This window comes from Blautia sp. KLE_1732_HM_1032 (assembly GCF_025147905.1).
Lineage (GTDB): Bacteria > Bacillota > Clostridia > Lachnospirales > Lachnospiraceae > Blautia_A > Blautia_A fusiformis.
This window is the reverse complement of the sequence record NZ_CP102266.1, coordinates 2,007,449-2,024,761: the sequence shown is the minus strand read 5'-3', so window position 1 is coordinate 2,024,761 and position 17,313 is coordinate 2,007,449. Positions and strand designations below refer to the sequence as shown.

The window sequence follows — 17,313 nt, the reverse complement described above, 5'->3', positions numbered from 1 at the left end:
AGGAGTGGGAAAGCTAACTGGTTTTATGCTGTTTTTTATTGGTGTGGGCATGGTTCTTGGTATCCTTATTACAGAGAATTTTATTGTGATCGCAATGGCAGTCATATGTCTGCTGTGCGGATATCATATGTTTTGCAGATAAGCGGGAAGTGTGCACCTGGCATGCTTCCCGCTTGTGATTTATCTGTCTTGGAGACAAAAAAACAGCCCCCGCATTCTACGGGGGCATACGATATTACTTACGCTCTTTCAACTTTTCCGGATCTTAAACAAGAAGTACATACATACATTTTCTTTGCTCCGCCGGCAGTTGTTTTTACTCTGACGGATTTAACGTTAGATTTCCACATTTTGTTGGATCTTCTATGGGAATGACTCACATTGTTTCCGAAATGAGCTCCTTTATCGCAGATTGCACATTTAGCCATGAATAGCACCTCCTTTTATCAACAGTCACCATTTTAACAGATGAATTGCTCTTTTGCAAGCAAAAAAAGGAAATTTATCAAAAATTCTGCAAAGAGTTTTAAGGAAAGTATTCCATACCTCCGGGAACAGGGCGGATCATGGTGGAATTAAGCGTTGTGTGTATGGTTTAGATCAATTTGAAACATAGAAAATTACCCAGTGCGAATTAATTTATCGTTTTTTCTTTGGCCTTGTCTCTTTCCTGAATCTGAATAGAACATATTCTTGTTGAACTGGCATATGAGGATAGGAAAAACGGGAAAATGCAAAAGAATTTGGCAGGTAGTTCGGAATCCGAAAATGTGGTATGATTATAGGTAGGATATCAGAAACGTCAGGAGTTGAATAGATTGTGAAGACGGAAGAAATCTTTAAATATGTGCAGAAACAGTACGGAACAGTCCCAGAATATTTATGGAGTACATCGCCAGACAGTGCAGTACTTCGACATAAAAACGGAAAATGGTATGCAGTGATCATGACTATTGAAAAATCAAAACTGGGATTAGAAGGAAAAGATCCGGTTGATATCATGGATGTAAAGTGTGATCCGGACATGACAAATATGATTATTCAGACGCATGGATTTTTACCTGGATACCATATGAACAAGCAGTACTGGATCACGATTTTACTGGATGGTTCGGTCAGTAAAGCAAAGATACTGGACTTTTTGGACATGAGTTATGACCTGATTGATGGCGCAGGCAGAAAGGAAAACAAATGAAAAAAGCAATCATATATGCATCGGTACATCATGGAAATACAGAAAAATTAGTAAAGAGCATAGCAGAAGAGTGTCAGGTTGATTTGATTGATGCTGTAAAACAACCCGATGCAGATCTGAGCAGTTATGATATGATTGGGTTTGCATCAGGAATCTATTTTTCAAAATTTCATCAGTCATTATTGGGATTTGCAGAGAAGAATCTACCGGACGACAAAAAGGTATTTCTGATCTGTACTTATGGTGGAAGTGCGAATTATAAATCCATTGAGCAGATTTTGGACAAGAAGCGTTCCAAAGTAATAGGAAAATTCGGGTGCAAGGGTTATGACACATTTGGTCCATTTAAACTGGTTGGTGGAATTGCAAAAGGGCATCCAGATGAAGAAGATATAAAAAATGCAGTTGCGTTTGTAAAAGGATTATAAGTAAATAAACGAAAAAGAAAAACCGGTTTCATAGTATCGGTCGGCATGCTCCATCACAATCCGGGATTCCCCTTCAATAGAGTGGATGAGCTTAATTTTCTATAAGATAAAACAAGTTGAACTCTATCATTGCGTAATTATAAAAAAAAGGTTATAATAGTTTTATATAATTTAATCTGAATGAAACAATGGAGGTAACCATATGAATGGACGTATAGATTCTGGATTGGGTCAGATCGTAATTGATACGGATGTCATTGCGACTTATGCCGGCAGTGTGGCGGTAGAGTGTTTTGGTATCATCGGAATGGCAGCTATCAGTATGAAGGATGGCCTGGTCAAGCTTTTGCGTATTGACAGCCTGAAACATGGTATCAGTGTTAAGATCACGGATGATAATAAGATCCGGCTGAATTTTCATGTCATCGTAGCATATGGCGTGAATATCAGTACTATTGCGGACAATCTTGTCAACAATGTAAAATATAAAGTCGAAGCCTTTACAGGAATGGAGATTGAAAAGATCAACATTATGGTTGAGGGCGTGCGTGCAATAGATTAGTTTTAGAGGAGGAACTTGTGGTGAATAACAAAACCATAGATGCTAAAATACTTTCCAGAATGTTTCTGTCCGGAGCAAAGAATCTGGAAGCGAAGAAAGAGTGGATCAATGAACTGAATGTGTTTCCTGTACCTGATGGAGATACGGGAACCAATATGACGCTTACCATCATGTCTGCTGCTTCTGAAGTAGGTGCTCTTACAGATCCGGATATGGAATCCCTGGCAAAGGCAATTTCTTCCGGTTCCCTCCGTGGAGCCAGAGGTAATTCCGGTGTTATCCTGTCACAGCTTCTGCGTGGATTTACCAGAGGTGTGCGTAAACTTACAGATCTGGATGCACCTGCCATTGCCGCAGCTATGGAGCGAGGCGTTGAAACTGCATACAAAGCAGTTATGAAACCAAAAGAGGGAACCATTCTTACTGTAGCCAGAGCTGCAGCAGACAGAGCAGCAGAGCTTGCTGATGCTGCAGAAGATCTGGATGCTTTTTTCGACGGGATCTTTCAGCATGCAGAGGAAACTCTTGCCAGAACACCAGAGATGCTTCCAGTCCTGAAAGAAGCAGGAGTTGTGGATTCTGGCGGACAGGGACTTCTGGAAGTTTTCCGTGGTGCCATCGACGGATATCATGGAAAAGAAGTGGATTATTCCCAGTTTGAGGCAGCAGCTCCTAAGATCACAAAGATTTCTCCTCAGGCAGAGGCAGATATCAAATTTGGATATTGTACAGAGTTTATTATCCTTCTTGAAAAACCGCTTCCACAGGATGATATCGACCGTTTCCGTGAATTTCTGGATTCCATCGGTGATTCCATTGTTTTGGTGGCTGATGATGAGATTGTCAAGGTACACGTGCACACCAATCATCCGGGACAGGCTTTTGAACGCGCACTCACGTATGGTCAGCTTTCCCGTATGAAGATTGACAATATGAGAGAAGAACATCAGGAAAAACTGATCAAAGATGCGGAAAAACTTGCAAAAGAACAGGCAGAAAACAAAGAACCACCAAAGGATCATGGATTTATTTCCGTATCCGTAGGTGAGGGACTTTCTCAGATTTTCCGTGAGCTTGGCGTAGATTATCTGATCGAAGGCGGTCAGACTATGAATCCGAGTACCGAAGACATGCTCAATGCTATTGAGAAAGTAAATGCAAAAACAATTTATATTTTCCCGAATAACAAGAATATTATCCTTGCAGCTAACCAGGCAAGAGATCTGACTGAGGACAAGGAGATCATTGTAGTACCAACCAAGACAATCCCACAGGGAATTTCCGCAATGATCAGCTTTGTTCCGGAGAAGGGCAGCGAGGAGAACCTTGCTTCCATGACCGATGCGATTTCCAGAGTGAAGACCGGACAGATTACTTATGCAGTCCGTGATACACGCATTGATGACAAGGAAATCCATGAGGGAGATATCATGGGAATCGGTGATGCAGGTATCCTTGCAGTAGGCAGAGATCGACTTCAGGTAGCGGAGGAGATGGTAGCAGAGATGGTTGACGAGGAATCTGAGATCATCAGTGTTTACTATGGTGAAGATGTATCTGAGGAAGATGCAGAGGCACTTTCTGATTCTCTTACCGAGAAATATCCGGAGTGCGAGGTTGAGCTGAACCAGGGTGGACAGCCAATTTACTACTATCTGATTTCTGTAGAATAAAGAGCACAAAAAATGAATGATAAGACACCTTTACGTGAATTAAAAGGCGTGGGTGAGAAAACAGAGAAGCTTTTCCAGAAGATCGGGATCACGACTGCGGAAGAGCTTCTCCGTTATTATCCGCGGACTTACGATATATATGAGGAGCCTGTGGAGATTGCATCAGCAGAGGAGGACAAAACAGTCTCTATCCGTGCCACTATAACAACAGGTATTTATATTAACCAGATACGCAATCTCCAGGTTCTGACAACAACTGTGGCAGATGCAAGCGGCCGATTGCCGGTTGCCTGGTTCAATGCGCCTTATTTGAGGGGAACACTCAAAAAGGGCAGTGTGTTTATCCTCAGAGGAAAGATCATCAGAAAAAAAGGCCGTCCGCAGATGGAACATCCGGAGATTTTTACCCCGGCAGCTTATGAGGAGATCATTCACAGTATGCAGCCTGTATATGGTCTGACGAAAGGACTTTCCAACAAGATGATCACGAAGTTGGTCCATCAGATTTTGGATACAAGGCCTCTCCATGGGGAATATCTGCCGGAGGAGATACGGGAACGCTATCAGCTCGCAGATGCTAATTATGCGATCCGGACTGTTCATTTTCCGAAAAATATGCAGGAGCTTCTCACAGCCAGGAAACGTCTGGTATTCGATGAATTTCTGCTTTTTGTGCTGGCAATACAGCTCTTGAAGGAGAAAACAGAAGAGGCTCCAAACACTTTTCCAATGAAACCAGTATGGACAACCGAGGAAATCATAGAAGGGCTTCCCTATGACCTGACCGGAGCCCAGAAGAATGTCTGGCATGAGATCGAACGGGATCTGAGCGGTCATAAGCTGATGTCCAGGCTTGTACAGGGGGATGTTGGTAGCGGCAAGACCGTGATCGCATTTTTAGCTATGGTACTTTCAGCAGAGAATGGATTTCAGAGTGCTCTGATGGTACCGACAGAGGTTCTGGCAAATCAGCATTACGAAGGCTTTCTGAGGCTGATGGAAGAACAGAATATCGCTTCCTGCCATCCGGTGCTTCTGACAGGATCTACCACAGCCAGACAGAAGCGTGAGATCTATCAGAAGATTGCAGACGGTGAAGTGAATGTGATCATCGGAACTCATGCCCTGATCCAGGAAAAGGTGGAATATAAGAATCTGGGGCTTGTGATCACAGATGAGCAACACAGATTCGGCGTTCGCCAGAGGGAAGCGCTGACGACCAGAGGAAATCCGCCTCATGTACTTGTTATGAGCGCAACCCCCATTCCCCGGACACTGGCGATCATTTTATACGGAGATCTGGATATTTCGATCATTGACGAGCTTCCTGCAAAAAGACTTCCGATCAAGAATTGCGTAGTAGGAACTTCCTACCGTCCCAAGGCGTATTCTTTTATTGAAAAGCAGGTGCAGATGGGAAGGCAGGCTTATGTGATCTGTCCTATGGTGGAAGAGAGCGAAGGCCTGGAGGCAGAGAATGTTACAGATTATGCCAGAAAGCTTCAGGAGATCCTTCCAGGGGAGATCAAAGTAGAAATCCTTCACGGAAAGATGAAGCCAAAAGAGAAAAACAGGATCATGGAGGCTTTTGCTTCCGGCGAGATTCAGGTACTGGTATCTACCACAGTTGTGGAGGTTGGAGTGAATGTGCCAAATGCTACCGTCATGATGGTAGAAAATGCAGAACGTTTTGGGCTTGCCCAGCTTCATCAGCTTCGGGGCCGTGTAGGGCGTGGAGAGCATCAGTCTTACTGCATTTTTATCCAGGGAAATAATGAAGAAAATACTTCTAAACGTCTGAAGATCCTCAATGAATCCAATGATGGATTTTATATAGCCGGAGAAGATCTGAAGCTTCGGGGCCCAGGAGATCTTTTCGGTATCCGTCAGAGCGGACTGATGGAATTTAAGATTGGTGATATCTACAATGATGCGGGAATCCTGAAGAATGCAAGTGAAGCAGCTGGTGAGATCCTGGCACTGGATTTTGATCTTATCCTGCCTCAGCATAAGGCTTTAAAGGAGCATCTCAAGGGGTATATGAGTGAAGAACTGGAAAATCTGGGGATCTAATTGGATGGAGCAAAGCGAAGAATCAGAACTTCGTTTTAGTATAAAAAGAAAAAGGGAGAAAACAGGATGAGGAGAAAAATGATCAAAAAACTTCTGTGTGTCGTTTTATCAGGGTCTATGATCTTTGGCAATGCAGGGATAACCATGGCTTCAGAGACAGAACCGGAAACAGTCCAGGAAAATGTAAATGAGGAGACTGACAGTCCAGAGGAAAGTTTTTCTGAGGAAGATATTTTTGAAGATGGAATCTCAGCAGACGATGAAGCAGCAGAATTACCTGATAGCACAGAACAGGAATTAGAAGAAGAGCCGGAAGAAGCGGATAATATAGAAATGTCGGAGGACACTGAAAATCTTTCGGAAGAACCGGAAACAGAAGAAATGGCAGAAAGTGATGACTTTTCTGATGGAGAAGAAGATGCTGTAAGTGCTTCCGCAAGCATGATGGATGGAGGAATCACCGGAGATATTGCTTGGTCAATTGATACATCCGGATGTCTTACATTAAAAGGAAACGGTGACTATGATACCTCAGATTATTATTGGGATGCAGAAAGGGGCTGGAGTAAATGGCAGGATGATATTAAAACAGCCATAGTTGAAATTTCCGGAATCACAAAGACAAGAGCTATGTTTAAGGGATGCAGGAATCTTACCAGGATCACTTTTAAAAACTGTGATTTCAGTAAGGTGACAGACATGGCCTTTATGTTCTCAGATTGTGAAAGCCTTACACAGCTGAATACTGGTTCATTGAAAACCGGAAATGTATCTCATATGCAGGGAATGTTCCGAAATTGCAGTAAATTAAAAACTCTGGATGTCAGTAAATTTGATACTTCAAAAGTTAATGATATGAATAGCATGTTTTTAGGCTGTGAAAGCCTTACACAGCTGAATGTCCGGAATTTTAATACTTCCAGAGTGACAAGGATGAGCGGAATGTTCCGTGAATGTCGGAATCTTAAACAGTTGGACGTCAGTAGATTTAATACAGCGAATGTTACGACTATGGAGGAGATGTTTTATTGCTGTGAAAGCCTTACACAGTTGAATGTCAGTAATTTCAATACAGCAAATGTTGTATATATGAACGGTATGTTCGAACGGTGCGAAAGTCTTACACAGTTAAATGTACGAAACTTTAATACATCAAATGTAGAAGATATGGGCAAAATGTTCTGTACTATGAGCAAGCTCAAGTCTCTGGATCTGAGTAGTTTCAATACTTCTAATGTACAGAATATGTATTTCATGTTTTATGGAAATGAGTCTTTAACAAGCCTCAATATTAAAAATTTTGATACATCCAAGGTAGTAGATATGAATTCTATGTTTGGCGAGCTTAAAAAAATGACTTCTCTGGATGTTTCTGAATTTAACACATCAAAAGTAAAATCTATGGAAGGAATGTTTTCACGCTGCTATGCGTTAAAAGCTGTGGACGTAAGCCATTTCAATACTTCTGAAGTGGTAAAGATGGGATATATGTTTAACTCCTGTAGCAGCCTGGAATCTCTAAATCTCAGTAAGTTTAATACATCTAGCGTCAATGATGCAAGATATATGCTGTACTATATGGATAATCTTAAAACACTGAAAACGATCCCGAACCTGAAGTGCTCTATAGAACTTCCATTTACCATGTCAGACAGCTCAGGCAAAAAATATACGACCATGCCAACGAACAGTAAATGTATCACTTTAAAGGTAGTTGCTTCAAAACCAGTAGTTAGAAAGAGCATCAAAACGGCAAAGGTAACTGTAAAAACCGCAACTTACAATGGAAGTCCGCAGAAGCCAGGTGTAACTGTTAAACTTGGAAATACAACATTAAAAAGCGGCACAGATTATACAGTAACTTATTCTAATAATACAAAAACGGGAACAAAAGCTGTTGCAAAAATCACAGGAAAGGGAAGTTACAAAGATTCTGTTTCTAAATATTTTACCATCAAAGCATGCAGTCTTGACGGTAAAGTTCAAGTTAATTTGAAGACAATGATTTACACCTGGGATGGACAGGCAAAAACTCCCGCATTTTCTATTTATATGCCGAAAGCCAATGCGGCCGGAATGATCTCATTACAGAATGAAAAAGATTATACATATAAATATCTTAATAATAAAGAACCTGGAACAGCAACTTTACAAATCACAGGAAAGGGCAATTTTACAGGTACAAAAAAAATAGCTTATAAGATCAGCAAAGCAAAACAGCCGGTAAAAGTTACACCAGGAAGTATTACAAAACTTTATACAGACAAAGGCAAATCCTACAAAATCAGTGTTTCAGGAAAAAAAGAATTTGCAAAAGTGACATATTCAACCACTAATGCAAAAATTGCATCTGTAAAAAATAGCAAGATTATGCTTAATGGAGAGGGAGTGGCAACAGTTACTGTAAAAGTTGCGGCGACCAAACATTATCAGGCACAGAATATTGCAATTAAGATTAATGTGCTGAAAAGACAGAATATTACCACTGCTGTAAAGAATGGGGCAAAAATAGCGTATTCCACTACAATGAAATCTCTTGGTGCCAAAGTTCCTTCAGAAGGTGGGAAACTTACTTATAAGTCCTTAGATACCAGTATTGTTTCTGTGGATTCCAAAGGTAATTTGAACTTTAAAAAGGCAAAGAAGCTTGGAAAAGTTACAATCCAGATCACTGCAGCGAAATCTTCTTCCTATGCTCCGGCAACCAGGAAACTGACGATCACTACGGTAAAAGGAACTCCATCTGTCAGCTGTGTACAGCAGCAGGAACGTAAGATCTATGATGGAGCATTCAATCTCGGGGCAAAAGCAGATCAGAATGCAACATTGGTTTATTCCAGCAGCAACAGTGCTATTGCATCGGTAGCTTCTGATGGAACGGTTACTTTGAAGGAATGGCAAGAAAACGATATTCAGAGAGAAGTGCAGATCACAGTTACTACAAAAAGTACAACGTTTTATAATGCAGCGAAGCCGGTAATTGTTAATCTTACTGTTATTAAAAAGAAAAATCTGCAGCAGAGAATTGAAGATGAAAAAATCAAATTTCCTGATGGGAAATTTTGGAACCATGTTGTAAACAGTTATTCAGATCTGACAGATAATCTGGACAGCAGCGGAGCTCCTGAAAGATTTCAGGATACGATCAGTGATGTTCCATGCAAACATCACGGAACTCAGAGCGGAATTGATCCGATACCAGGTAATGGCGAGTATGATTGCAATAAGTTTGACGGGGCTATCCAGTGTGATGGGTTTGCAAGAAAAGTATTTTATGATATCTGGGAAGGGCAGAGAGTATCAGGCCTTCAGAGAATATATGATAATAATGTTCAGGTAGGAGACTATGTGCGCATCAATAATAATGGACATTCGGCTATCGTTACAGAAGTTTACAGTGATTCATTTAAAGTGATAGAGTGTAATCTGGATGGGGACGGACGTCATCATAATTGTCTGCTGCGTCATAACTGGACATATAGTAAAAGCAGTGTAACTTATCGTGTACATGCTGTAAATTACAGCCTTAACTAATAGACTTTTGAAACTTTTCTTTACAAAACTTTCAAATCGTAGTATTGTATTGCATGAGAAAAGATTAACAAATCCCTTGTAAGGAGGCTATAAACATGGCTAGAACAAAGAAAGCTGCAACCAAGACAACTGTAAAAACGGCTTCAATAAGCGAGACTCCTGCAAAATCTGTAGTAACCGCATCCGAAGAGAAAGCCGTTAAGGCTGAGACAACGAAGACAGACGATGCAAAAGCTTCTGTAGAAACAAAAGCAGCTGAGAAGACAGCTGAGGTAAAACCTGCCGCTGAGAAACCAGTAGAAGAAAAAACAGCAGAAGTAAAATCTGCTGAAGAGAAAACAACAGCTGTAAAATCAGAAGAGCCAGCTAAGAAAACCGCTGCCAAGAAGACAACAACACGAAAAACAACTGCAGCTAAGAAAACAACAACCAAGACGGCTGCTAAGACAACAGCAGCTAAGAAAGCTGATCCAGTGACAGAAGTATATGTTCAGTACTGGGGCAAAGAGATACATACTTCAGAGGTTGCTGACAGGATCAAAAAGATCTGGACAGAGGATATGGGCAAAAAAGCTTCTGAACTGAAAGATCTCAAAATCTACATTAAACCCGAAGATAATGGTGCACATTATGTGATTAACGGAGATGTTACAGGATTTATCGGACTGTAAACAAAATCTTCATCGAACAGTATTTTAAAAGATATATATTGGCCTGTTATAGAGAATGTCTATAGCAGGCTATTTCTTTTGCATATTTGACCAATTCCAAATAGCATGTTATTATTCATTTAAGTAATAACATACTAAATAGATAGGGATATAGTAAAACGAAACAGATATTATGCTTTGGAGATTCCAATACATGGGGATATGACGGAGAGAGCAGAGAGAGACTACCGTGGGGAGTACGCTGGACAAGCCTTCTCCAGGAAAAACTGAATAAAGAAGAATATCGCGTGATCGAGGAAGGACTGTGCGGAAGAACAACGGTTTTCGAAGATCCGCTCCGCGACGGAAGAAAAGGAACTGCACTTCTTCCCACACTTCTGGAAACACATGCCCAGGTGGATGTGATCACGCTGATGCTGGGAACCAATGACTGTAAAACTGTTTTCGGAGCATCCGCAGATGTAATCGGAAAGGGAATCATAAGATTGCTGGATCAGGTCCAGGAATATGCGCCAAAAGCGAAAGTCCTTCTCATGGCTCCGATCTACCTGGGAGAAAAAGTATGGCAGGAAGGATATGACCAGGAGTTTTCCAGAGAGTCTGTGATCGTTTCCAGAAATCTGCAGCCTGTTTATGAAAAAATCGCAGCTGAACGTCATATCAGTTTCCTTCCGGCAGCATCCTATGTACATTGCTGTGACGCAGATCAGGAACATCTGAATGCAGCAGGACATAAGAAATTTGCAGAGGTTGTATATCGAAAAGTACAGGAATTGCTGTAAATAAATATAGGATTTTAAGACTTTTGGATCTTATATAAAATAAAAAGATGTTGTCTGGCAGTTTTTCAGTTCTGTCAGACAGCATCTTTTTTGCATGAGCTTAGATCAACTCAGCATAGTAATAGATCTACCTGCGCGTACAGATTTAGTACTGCTGGCCGCCCTGGGAGCCGCTGGACATCTGGCGTTCCTGTGCTTCGATCATCTTTTTGACCATATATCCACCTACGGATCCGTTCTGTTTGGAAGTCAGGTTTCCGTTGTATCCGTCTGTAAGCGGAACACCCAGCTCGTTTGCTACCTCATATTTGAAACGGTCAAGTGCGCCCTTTGCTTCCGGTACAACTGCTTTGTTAGAAGAAGTGTTACTTGGCATAATTCATTTCCTCCTTGGTTGTTATTTGGTTTGATGTTACATTGCTAGTATGTGAAAACCATAAAATAATACACTGGCAGTTAAAGGAAATTTAACATATAAAAATATTTCCGTTCATAAATTATACCGCGGCAAAAAACCGAATGTATGGTTGCTTTTTGATGGGAGTTGCGGTTATAATAATCTCTGCATCACATATAATATCTGTCAGACAAAAAAAGTAAGGGGGTCCCGTGAAAAAGAAGCGTTATCCTACATACAAGCGAAAATATAAACGAAAAAAACAGCCCAGGCGAAAAATACTCACAGCCATTATCCTATGTGTCATCCTTGCAGTATGTAATGGCTGGATGCCGCCGCGGAGCCTGAAAGAGGTAAAAGATCAAAGCCGGATCTTCGGACAGGTATTTCTTACATATATAGAAGAAAATGCGCAGATCCTCTGGGAAGATGTTTCGGAATCCGCTTCCGATGCAGTGACAGGATTACTGAAACAATCTCAGACGAAGACAGGAGGGCAGACAGAATCTGTTTCTCTGGATCAGATTCCGGAATACAGCGGCAGTCCATATGTGGAGATCAATGGAAATATACCCTCTTTTTCTGATGAAAAAAGCGCAGGACCTGCATACGAATTTTATAGTGAACTAGATTCCCTGGGGCGCTGTGGTTATGCAGAATCCAAGATCACACCGGAGCTGATGCCTGATGAAGAGCGAGGAGCGATCGGAATGGTGAAGCCTACAGGATGGCATACTGTAAAATATGAAAATGTAGATGGCAGGTATCTGTATAATCGCTGCCATCTTATCGGATATCAGCTGACTGGAGAGAATGCAAACAGGAAAAATCTTATCACAGGAACCAGATATCTCAATGTGACGGGAATGCTTCCTTTTGAAAATGAGGTTGCAGATTACGTGCACAGTACAGGAAATCCCTGCATGTATCGTGTAACTCCGTTTTTTAAGGGAGATGAACTGGTAGCCCGGGGTGTGGAAATGGAAGCCGAATCCGTTAAAGACCAGAAGATATTTTTCCATGTTTTTGTTTATAACATACAGCCGGGAATTGAAATTGATTATACTACAGGAAACAGCTGGGAAGAATAGAGTATATGGAGTAACGCCGGGGAAAATATTAATTTTTCATGAATTTACATGAATTAAATTGCACTTTTTTGGGCGTTATGCTAGAATCAGTTACAGAGTTATATGATTTTACCTATATAAAGGGGAAAAAGGGATGTAACCCAAGGGCAGAATGGAGAGGTGAATTATGAATTTAGGAATTATTGCGCATAACAGTAAGAAAGTTCTGATTGAAGACTTCTGTATTGCATACAAGAATATCCTTGCCAAACATGAAGTATATGCAACCGGAACAACAGGAAGAAGAATTGAGGAAGCAACCAGTCTTCACGTTCACAAGTTTCTTGCCGGAAGTATAGGCGGAGACAAGCAGTTTATGGAGATGGTAGAGCGTCAGGATCTGGATATGGTGATCCTGTTTTATAACCCTGTCATGATGGACCCGGTAGAGCCGGATATCATGAGCATTGTCAAACGCTGCGACCAGTACAACATTCCGGTTGCTACAAATATTGCCACTGCGGAACTTCTGATCCTTGGACTGGCCCGCGGTGATCTGGATTGGAGATTAAATCTGAAATGAGAGTCATAGCAGGAAAAGCACGTAGATTAAACTTAAAAACCATTCCCGGAAATGAGACACGACCAACAACAGACCGTATTAAGGAAACTCTTTTTAACATTCTCCAGCCTGAAATACCTGGTTGTCGGTTTCTGGATCTGTTTTCCGGAAGCGGAGCGATCGGTATTGAAGCTCTGAGCCGTGGAGCCGAGTATGCCGTATTTGTGGAAAAAAATCCCAAAGCATGCACTTGCATCCGCGAAAATCTTTCATTTACAAAACTCACGGATGGTGGTAAACTGCTGAACATGGATGTGCTTCAGGCACTGCGTTCACTGGAAGGCGGAGAACCATTTGACTGTATTTTTATGGATGCACCATACGAACAGCATCTGGAACAACCAGTCCTTGAGTATCTGGCTGACAGCACTCTTGCAGATGAAAACACGCTGATCGTTGTGGAGGAAGATCTACATACGGATTTTTCTTATGTAGAGGACCTTGGATATCATCTGGTACGTTCCAAGGAATATAAAACCAACAAGCATGTTTTCCTAAAAAAATGAAAGAGAGACAGACATATGATAACAGCAGTATACCCGGGAAGCTTTGACCCGGCAACCTATGGCCATCTTGACATCATTAAGCGGGCAAGCATTTCATTTGACCGGGTTATAGTGGGAGTTTTGCATAATTCTGCAAAAAGTCCGTTGTTTTCTGTAGAAGAACGTGTTAAGATACTAACAAAGGCGACAAAAGATATCCCGAATGTGGAGGTGAAAGCATTCGAGGGCCTGTCAGTGAACTTTGCCAGGGAAAACCATGCCCAGGTGATCGTTCGAGGGCTTCGTGCTGTCACGGATTTTGAATATGAACTGCAGATGGCCCAGACTAATCGTGTTCTGGCACCGGATGTGGACACCGTTTTTCTTACAACCAGTCTGGAATATGCATACTTAAGCTCCACGATCATGAAAGAAGTTGCTAATTTCGGAGGAGATCTGAGCAAATTCGCTCCACGTGAGATTACGGATGCAGTCGAAGAGAAATTGAAAAAAAGAGAAACAGAGAAATAAGGAGAGTGTATTATGAGCAGCAGAATTGAACAGATTATTCAGGAGATTGAAGAGTATGTGGACAGCTGTAAATTCCAGCCTCTTTCCACTACCAAGATCGTAGTGAACAAAGAAGAGATTGAGGAGTATTTACGTGAACTTCGTCTGAAAACTCCGGATGAGATCAAACGTTATCAGAAGATCATCAGCAATAAGGATGCGATCCTTGAGGATGCTCAGGCTAAAGCTGACAGTCTGATCGCAGATGCTCAGGCCAAAGCTCAGGAACTTGTTACACAGCATGAGATCATGCAGAAAGCATATGCACAGGCAAATGAGACCATAAATGCTGCAAACAAGCAGGCTCAGGAGATTCTTGATTCTGCAACACAGGATGCAAACAGCATTCGTCTCAGTGCGATCACATACACAGATGATATGATGGCTAATATCGGTTCTGTCCTGAATCAGACACTTGAAGATGCCGGTGGTAAATATAAAGCATTTATTGATGCTCTGCAGAGCTGCCTTGAGGTTGTTAATCATAATCGTCAGGAGCTTGCACCACAGACTGCTCAGGCAGCGGCAATCTCCAATACCTTCCAGGATGATGACAGTTCTTCTATAACAAAAGAAGACGAAGATCTGTTAGACGATATCGGAGAAAACTAGGATCAGGAATATCGCACTGGCGTTCAGACATTTTGAAATAGCGTAGGGGATCAGTGACAAACTGTTTTCCAATACGCTTTTTGTCTGAGCCATGACGCAAAAGCCACCAAAAGAAGTCAGGAGCATAGAAGCAAGGTATCTGCTTTTCCATGGCAGCGGTGCGCCGGCAATCTGTTTCAGCCCGGTAGTTAGTTCCAGTGGTGCTGTGAACAGCATACAGCTTTGTGCATGAAATGGCCAGTAAAAGCTGATACTGGCGAGTATCAGTGAGAAGAGGAGAATATAGCCCCCGAGACGTGTGATGGTTTCAAATCCGTCCATGATCGAGACATCCAGGATGACTCCTATGGAGTCCTGTTGGTATGTCTCTTTTTTTATCTTGTTTACGCAGACAGAGTCCACGGTATGCCCGCGATATACAACGAAACGAAAAAACAGCATACAAAAGAGATCTGCCGCCAGAAAAGTGAGGATCATCTGTACTGCTGATATCTTATTTTTCAAGAGTATCCCGGAAAGATAGGAAATGATAAATGCGGGACTTGCATTGCAGCTAAACGTAAGAAGATATTCCCCTTCTCTGCGGGAAATCTGCTGGTCTATGTACAGATCATGTGCCAGTTTGGCTCCCATAGGATATCCGCATAACAGACCCAGGATCAGAACATAGGCTCCAGCAGGTGAAAGCCCGAAAAACGTTTTCCAGAAGAAAGCAGATGGTTTCAGAAGCTTCCGGATATTTCCAGTTTTTAATAATGCTCCTGTCAGGATCAGAAATGGCAGCAGAGTGGGAATCATGATATTCAACCACAATCCAAGTCCATTTTTTACTCCGGTAAGAGCTTCTTTTGGGTGAAAAAGCAGAAAAAACAACAGGCAGATATAGAAAAATATGATTATTTTTCGTTTCATAAAAACAGGTCCTTGCTTTTTTTACAGTATATGATTATTATAAAAGACAAATGAATTTATGAAGCAGAAGGAGGCAGAATTTATGCCAGTATTAGAAAATTGTGAACCAAAGAGAGTTTTTCATTATTTTGAAGAAATCTGCAAGATTCCTCACGGTTCCAGAAATACAAAACAGATCAGTGATTTCCTTGTGGAATTCGCGAAGGATCATGGATTCAGATATGTACAGGATGAGCTGAATAATGTAGTGATCTACAAGCCAGGCACACCAGGATATGAGAATTCTCCCACAGTGATCATCCAGGGCCACATGGATATGGTATGTGAAAAACGACCGGATGTAGATCATGATTTTACAAAAGATGGTTTGAACATCTCTGTAAAAGATGGTTATATCACAGCCAACGGAACAACTCTTGGCGGTGATGATGGTATTGCAGTTGCTTATGGTCTTGCCCTTCTTGACAGTACAGATATTCCACACCCTCCTCTTGAAGTACTGCTCACGGTTGATGAGGAGATTGGTCTTCTTGGTGCAGTCGGTCTGGACTGCAGCGTGCTGAAGGGAAGAAGATTTATCAATCTGGATTCTGAAGCGGAGGGAAGTCTCTGGATCAGCTGTGCCGGCGGTCTTTCCGGTATCAGCCATATCCCTGTCCAGCGTGTAGAAGGAGAAGGAGAAAAGGTACAGGTCAAAGTCTGTGGACTTATGGGCGGACATTCCGGTGCCGAGATTGACAAGAACAGAGCGAATGCCAATAAACTTATGGGACGGTTTCTTTACGGACTTAAGAAAAAAGCGGAATATGCCCTTATTTCTCTTACAGGCGGGCAGAAAGACAATGCCATTACAAGAGAGTGCACCGCAGAATTTCTTACGGATTCCGTTGCTGAGGTAAAAGCTTACGCAAAAGAGCTCCAGGAGCAGCTCCGTGAAGAATATACTGGTTCTGACGAAAACATTACTTTTGAAATAACAGAAAAGGGTACTGCAACAGCAGAGGTTCTTCATCCTACAAGTCAGGAAAAGATCGTATTTTATCTGCAGAATGTACCATTCGGAATCCAGAAAATGAGCGGAACCATCAAAGGCCTGGTGGAAACCTCCAGCAATATCGGTATCCTCCGTCTGGATAGGGACGAGCTTTTTGCAAGTTCCAGTGTAAGAAGCTCTGTAGACGCTGCATGCAGTGCATTATCTGATAAAATTGAATATCTCACAGAATTTCTTGGTGGTGACTATGAAGTACAGGGTGCATACCCGGCATGGGAGTACAGAAAGGAATCTCCATTACGAGATAAAATGGTTGCAGTTTTTGAGGAAATGTACGGACATAAGCCTGAAGTCGTAGCGATCCACGCAGGCCTTGAATGCGGGCTTTTCTATAAAAAAATGGAAGGACTGGACTGTGTATCCCTTGGACCGGATATGAAGGATATCCATACATCCGAGGAGGTTCTCAGCATTGCTTCCACAGAAAGAGTATGGAACTATCTTGTACAGGTTCTCAAAAATCTGAAAGACTGATCCCGTTCGGAGTATGTTCGAACTTTTACCCTGGAGAGACGTAAGGTTTCTCCAGGGTATTTTTATGCCCTGATAAAAAATATTCATAAAATACAGAATTATACATATATATAGATTTGTGGATGCATCACACAAAAGGAAAATAATTCTATATTTTTTTAATAAAAAATTGATAAACAATCCCTTTTTTTTCAAAACA

At 41.7% G+C, this 17,313-nt stretch carries 17 protein-coding genes and 1 pseudogene; 15 read left to right on the top strand and 3 right to left on the bottom strand.

What is annotated here, in order from left to right; translation table 11 throughout:
* The first annotated feature begins 4 nt into the window (after positions 1-4).
* Entirely contained in the window at positions 5-142 is a 138-nt protein-coding gene (locus NQ489_RS09710) for a hypothetical protein (protein ID WP_173740860.1), read from the top strand.
* Between the two features lie 97 nt (positions 143-239).
* Here the strand turns inward: NQ489_RS09710 and rpmB are convergent, their stop codons facing one another.
* Positions 240-428: a 50S ribosomal protein L28 gene (gene rpmB, locus NQ489_RS09705; protein ID WP_015524898.1), complete on the bottom strand. Its 189-nt coding sequence runs from the start codon at positions 426-428 to the stop codon at positions 240-242.
* Between the two features lie 392 nt (positions 429-820).
* Here rpmB and NQ489_RS09700 point away from each other — a divergent pair, with 392 nt between their 5' ends.
* From NQ489_RS09700 to NQ489_RS09665, 8 genes are all read left to right on the top strand, one after another.
* A complete protein-coding gene (locus NQ489_RS09700) occupies positions 821-1,195 on the top strand; it encodes an MmcQ/YjbR family DNA-binding protein (protein WP_021651500.1) in 375 nt (124 codons plus the stop codon).
* Positions 1,192-1,623, top strand: coding sequence for a flavodoxin family protein (locus NQ489_RS09695; RefSeq protein WP_021651499.1), 432 nt, complete (start codon positions 1,192-1,194; stop codon positions 1,621-1,623). The genes NQ489_RS09700 and NQ489_RS09695 overlap by 4 nt, the downstream gene beginning before the upstream one ends.
* A gap of 202 nt (positions 1,624-1,825) precedes the next feature.
* Complete coding sequence (locus NQ489_RS09690) at positions 1,826-2,185, top strand: Asp23/Gls24 family envelope stress response protein (RefSeq protein ID WP_015524900.1); 360 nt, start codon at positions 1,826-1,828, stop codon at positions 2,183-2,185.
* A gap of 20 nt (positions 2,186-2,205) precedes the next feature.
* Positions 2,206-3,858: a DAK2 domain-containing protein gene (locus NQ489_RS09685; protein ID WP_156906919.1), complete on the top strand. Its 1,653-nt coding sequence runs from the start codon at positions 2,206-2,208 to the stop codon at positions 3,856-3,858.
* A gap of 12 nt (positions 3,859-3,870) precedes the next feature.
* Entirely contained in the window at positions 3,871-5,931 is a 2,061-nt protein-coding gene (recG, locus tag NQ489_RS09680) for an ATP-dependent DNA helicase RecG (protein WP_021651497.1), read from the top strand.
* A 78-nt stretch (positions 5,932-6,009) separates the two neighbouring features.
* Positions 6,010-9,465: a BspA family leucine-rich repeat surface protein gene (locus tag NQ489_RS09675; RefSeq protein WP_198013390.1), complete on the top strand. Its 3,456-nt coding sequence runs from the start codon at positions 6,010-6,012 to the stop codon at positions 9,463-9,465.
* Between the two features lie 95 nt (positions 9,466-9,560).
* Positions 9,561-10,136, top strand: a complete 576-nt coding sequence (locus NQ489_RS09670) for a DUF6465 family protein (protein WP_021651495.1) — start codon at positions 9,561-9,563, stop codon at positions 10,134-10,136.
* Positions 10,137-10,303: 167 nt separating this feature from the next.
* Positions 10,304-10,918, top strand: a complete 615-nt coding sequence (locus NQ489_RS09665) for a GDSL-type esterase/lipase family protein (RefSeq protein ID WP_044961520.1) — start codon at positions 10,304-10,306, stop codon at positions 10,916-10,918.
* 145 nt (positions 10,919-11,063) lie between these two features.
* Here NQ489_RS09665 and NQ489_RS09660 read toward each other — a convergent pair whose 3' ends face one another.
* A complete protein-coding gene (locus NQ489_RS09660) occupies positions 11,064-11,294 on the bottom strand; it encodes an alpha/beta-type small acid-soluble spore protein (RefSeq protein WP_021651493.1) in 231 nt (76 codons plus the stop codon).
* Between the two features lie 476 nt (positions 11,295-11,770).
* Here NQ489_RS09660 and NQ489_RS09655 point away from each other — a divergent pair.
* The 5 genes and pseudogenes from NQ489_RS09655 to NQ489_RS09635 form a co-directional block, all read left to right on the top strand.
* Positions 11,771-12,400 (top strand): annotated as a pseudogene (locus tag NQ489_RS09655) (DNA/RNA non-specific endonuclease); the annotation flags it as partial.
* 172 nt (positions 12,401-12,572) lie between these two features.
* Positions 12,573-12,968: a methylglyoxal synthase gene (locus NQ489_RS09650; protein ID WP_015524908.1), complete on the top strand. Its 396-nt coding sequence runs from the start codon at positions 12,573-12,575 to the stop codon at positions 12,966-12,968.
* Positions 12,965-13,513, top strand: coding sequence for a 16S rRNA (guanine(966)-N(2))-methyltransferase RsmD (gene rsmD, locus NQ489_RS09645; RefSeq protein WP_015524909.1), 549 nt, complete (start codon positions 12,965-12,967; stop codon positions 13,511-13,513). Before NQ489_RS09650 ends, rsmD begins: the two co-directional genes overlap by 4 nt.
* 15 nt (positions 13,514-13,528) lie before the next feature.
* Positions 13,529-14,023: a pantetheine-phosphate adenylyltransferase gene (coaD, locus tag NQ489_RS09640; protein WP_015524910.1), complete on the top strand. Its 495-nt coding sequence runs from the start codon at positions 13,529-13,531 to the stop codon at positions 14,021-14,023.
* 12 nt (positions 14,024-14,035) lie between these two features.
* Entirely contained in the window at positions 14,036-14,674 is a 639-nt protein-coding gene (locus NQ489_RS09635) for a hypothetical protein (protein ID WP_015524911.1), read from the top strand.
* Here the strand turns inward: NQ489_RS09635 and NQ489_RS09630 are convergent.
* Positions 14,651-15,586, bottom strand: a complete 936-nt coding sequence (locus tag NQ489_RS09630; protein WP_021651491.1) for a sporulation integral membrane protein YlbJ — start codon at positions 15,584-15,586, stop codon at positions 14,651-14,653. The genes NQ489_RS09635 and NQ489_RS09630 overlap by 24 nt on opposite strands.
* A gap of 82 nt (positions 15,587-15,668) precedes the next feature.
* Between NQ489_RS09630 and NQ489_RS09625 the strand changes: the two genes are divergently transcribed.
* Positions 15,669-17,114 (top strand): aminoacyl-histidine dipeptidase, encoded by a 1,446-nt coding sequence (locus tag NQ489_RS09625; RefSeq protein ID WP_022426340.1) that lies wholly within the window; start codon positions 15,669-15,671, stop codon positions 17,112-17,114.
* Positions 17,115-17,313: the final 199 nt, after the last annotated feature.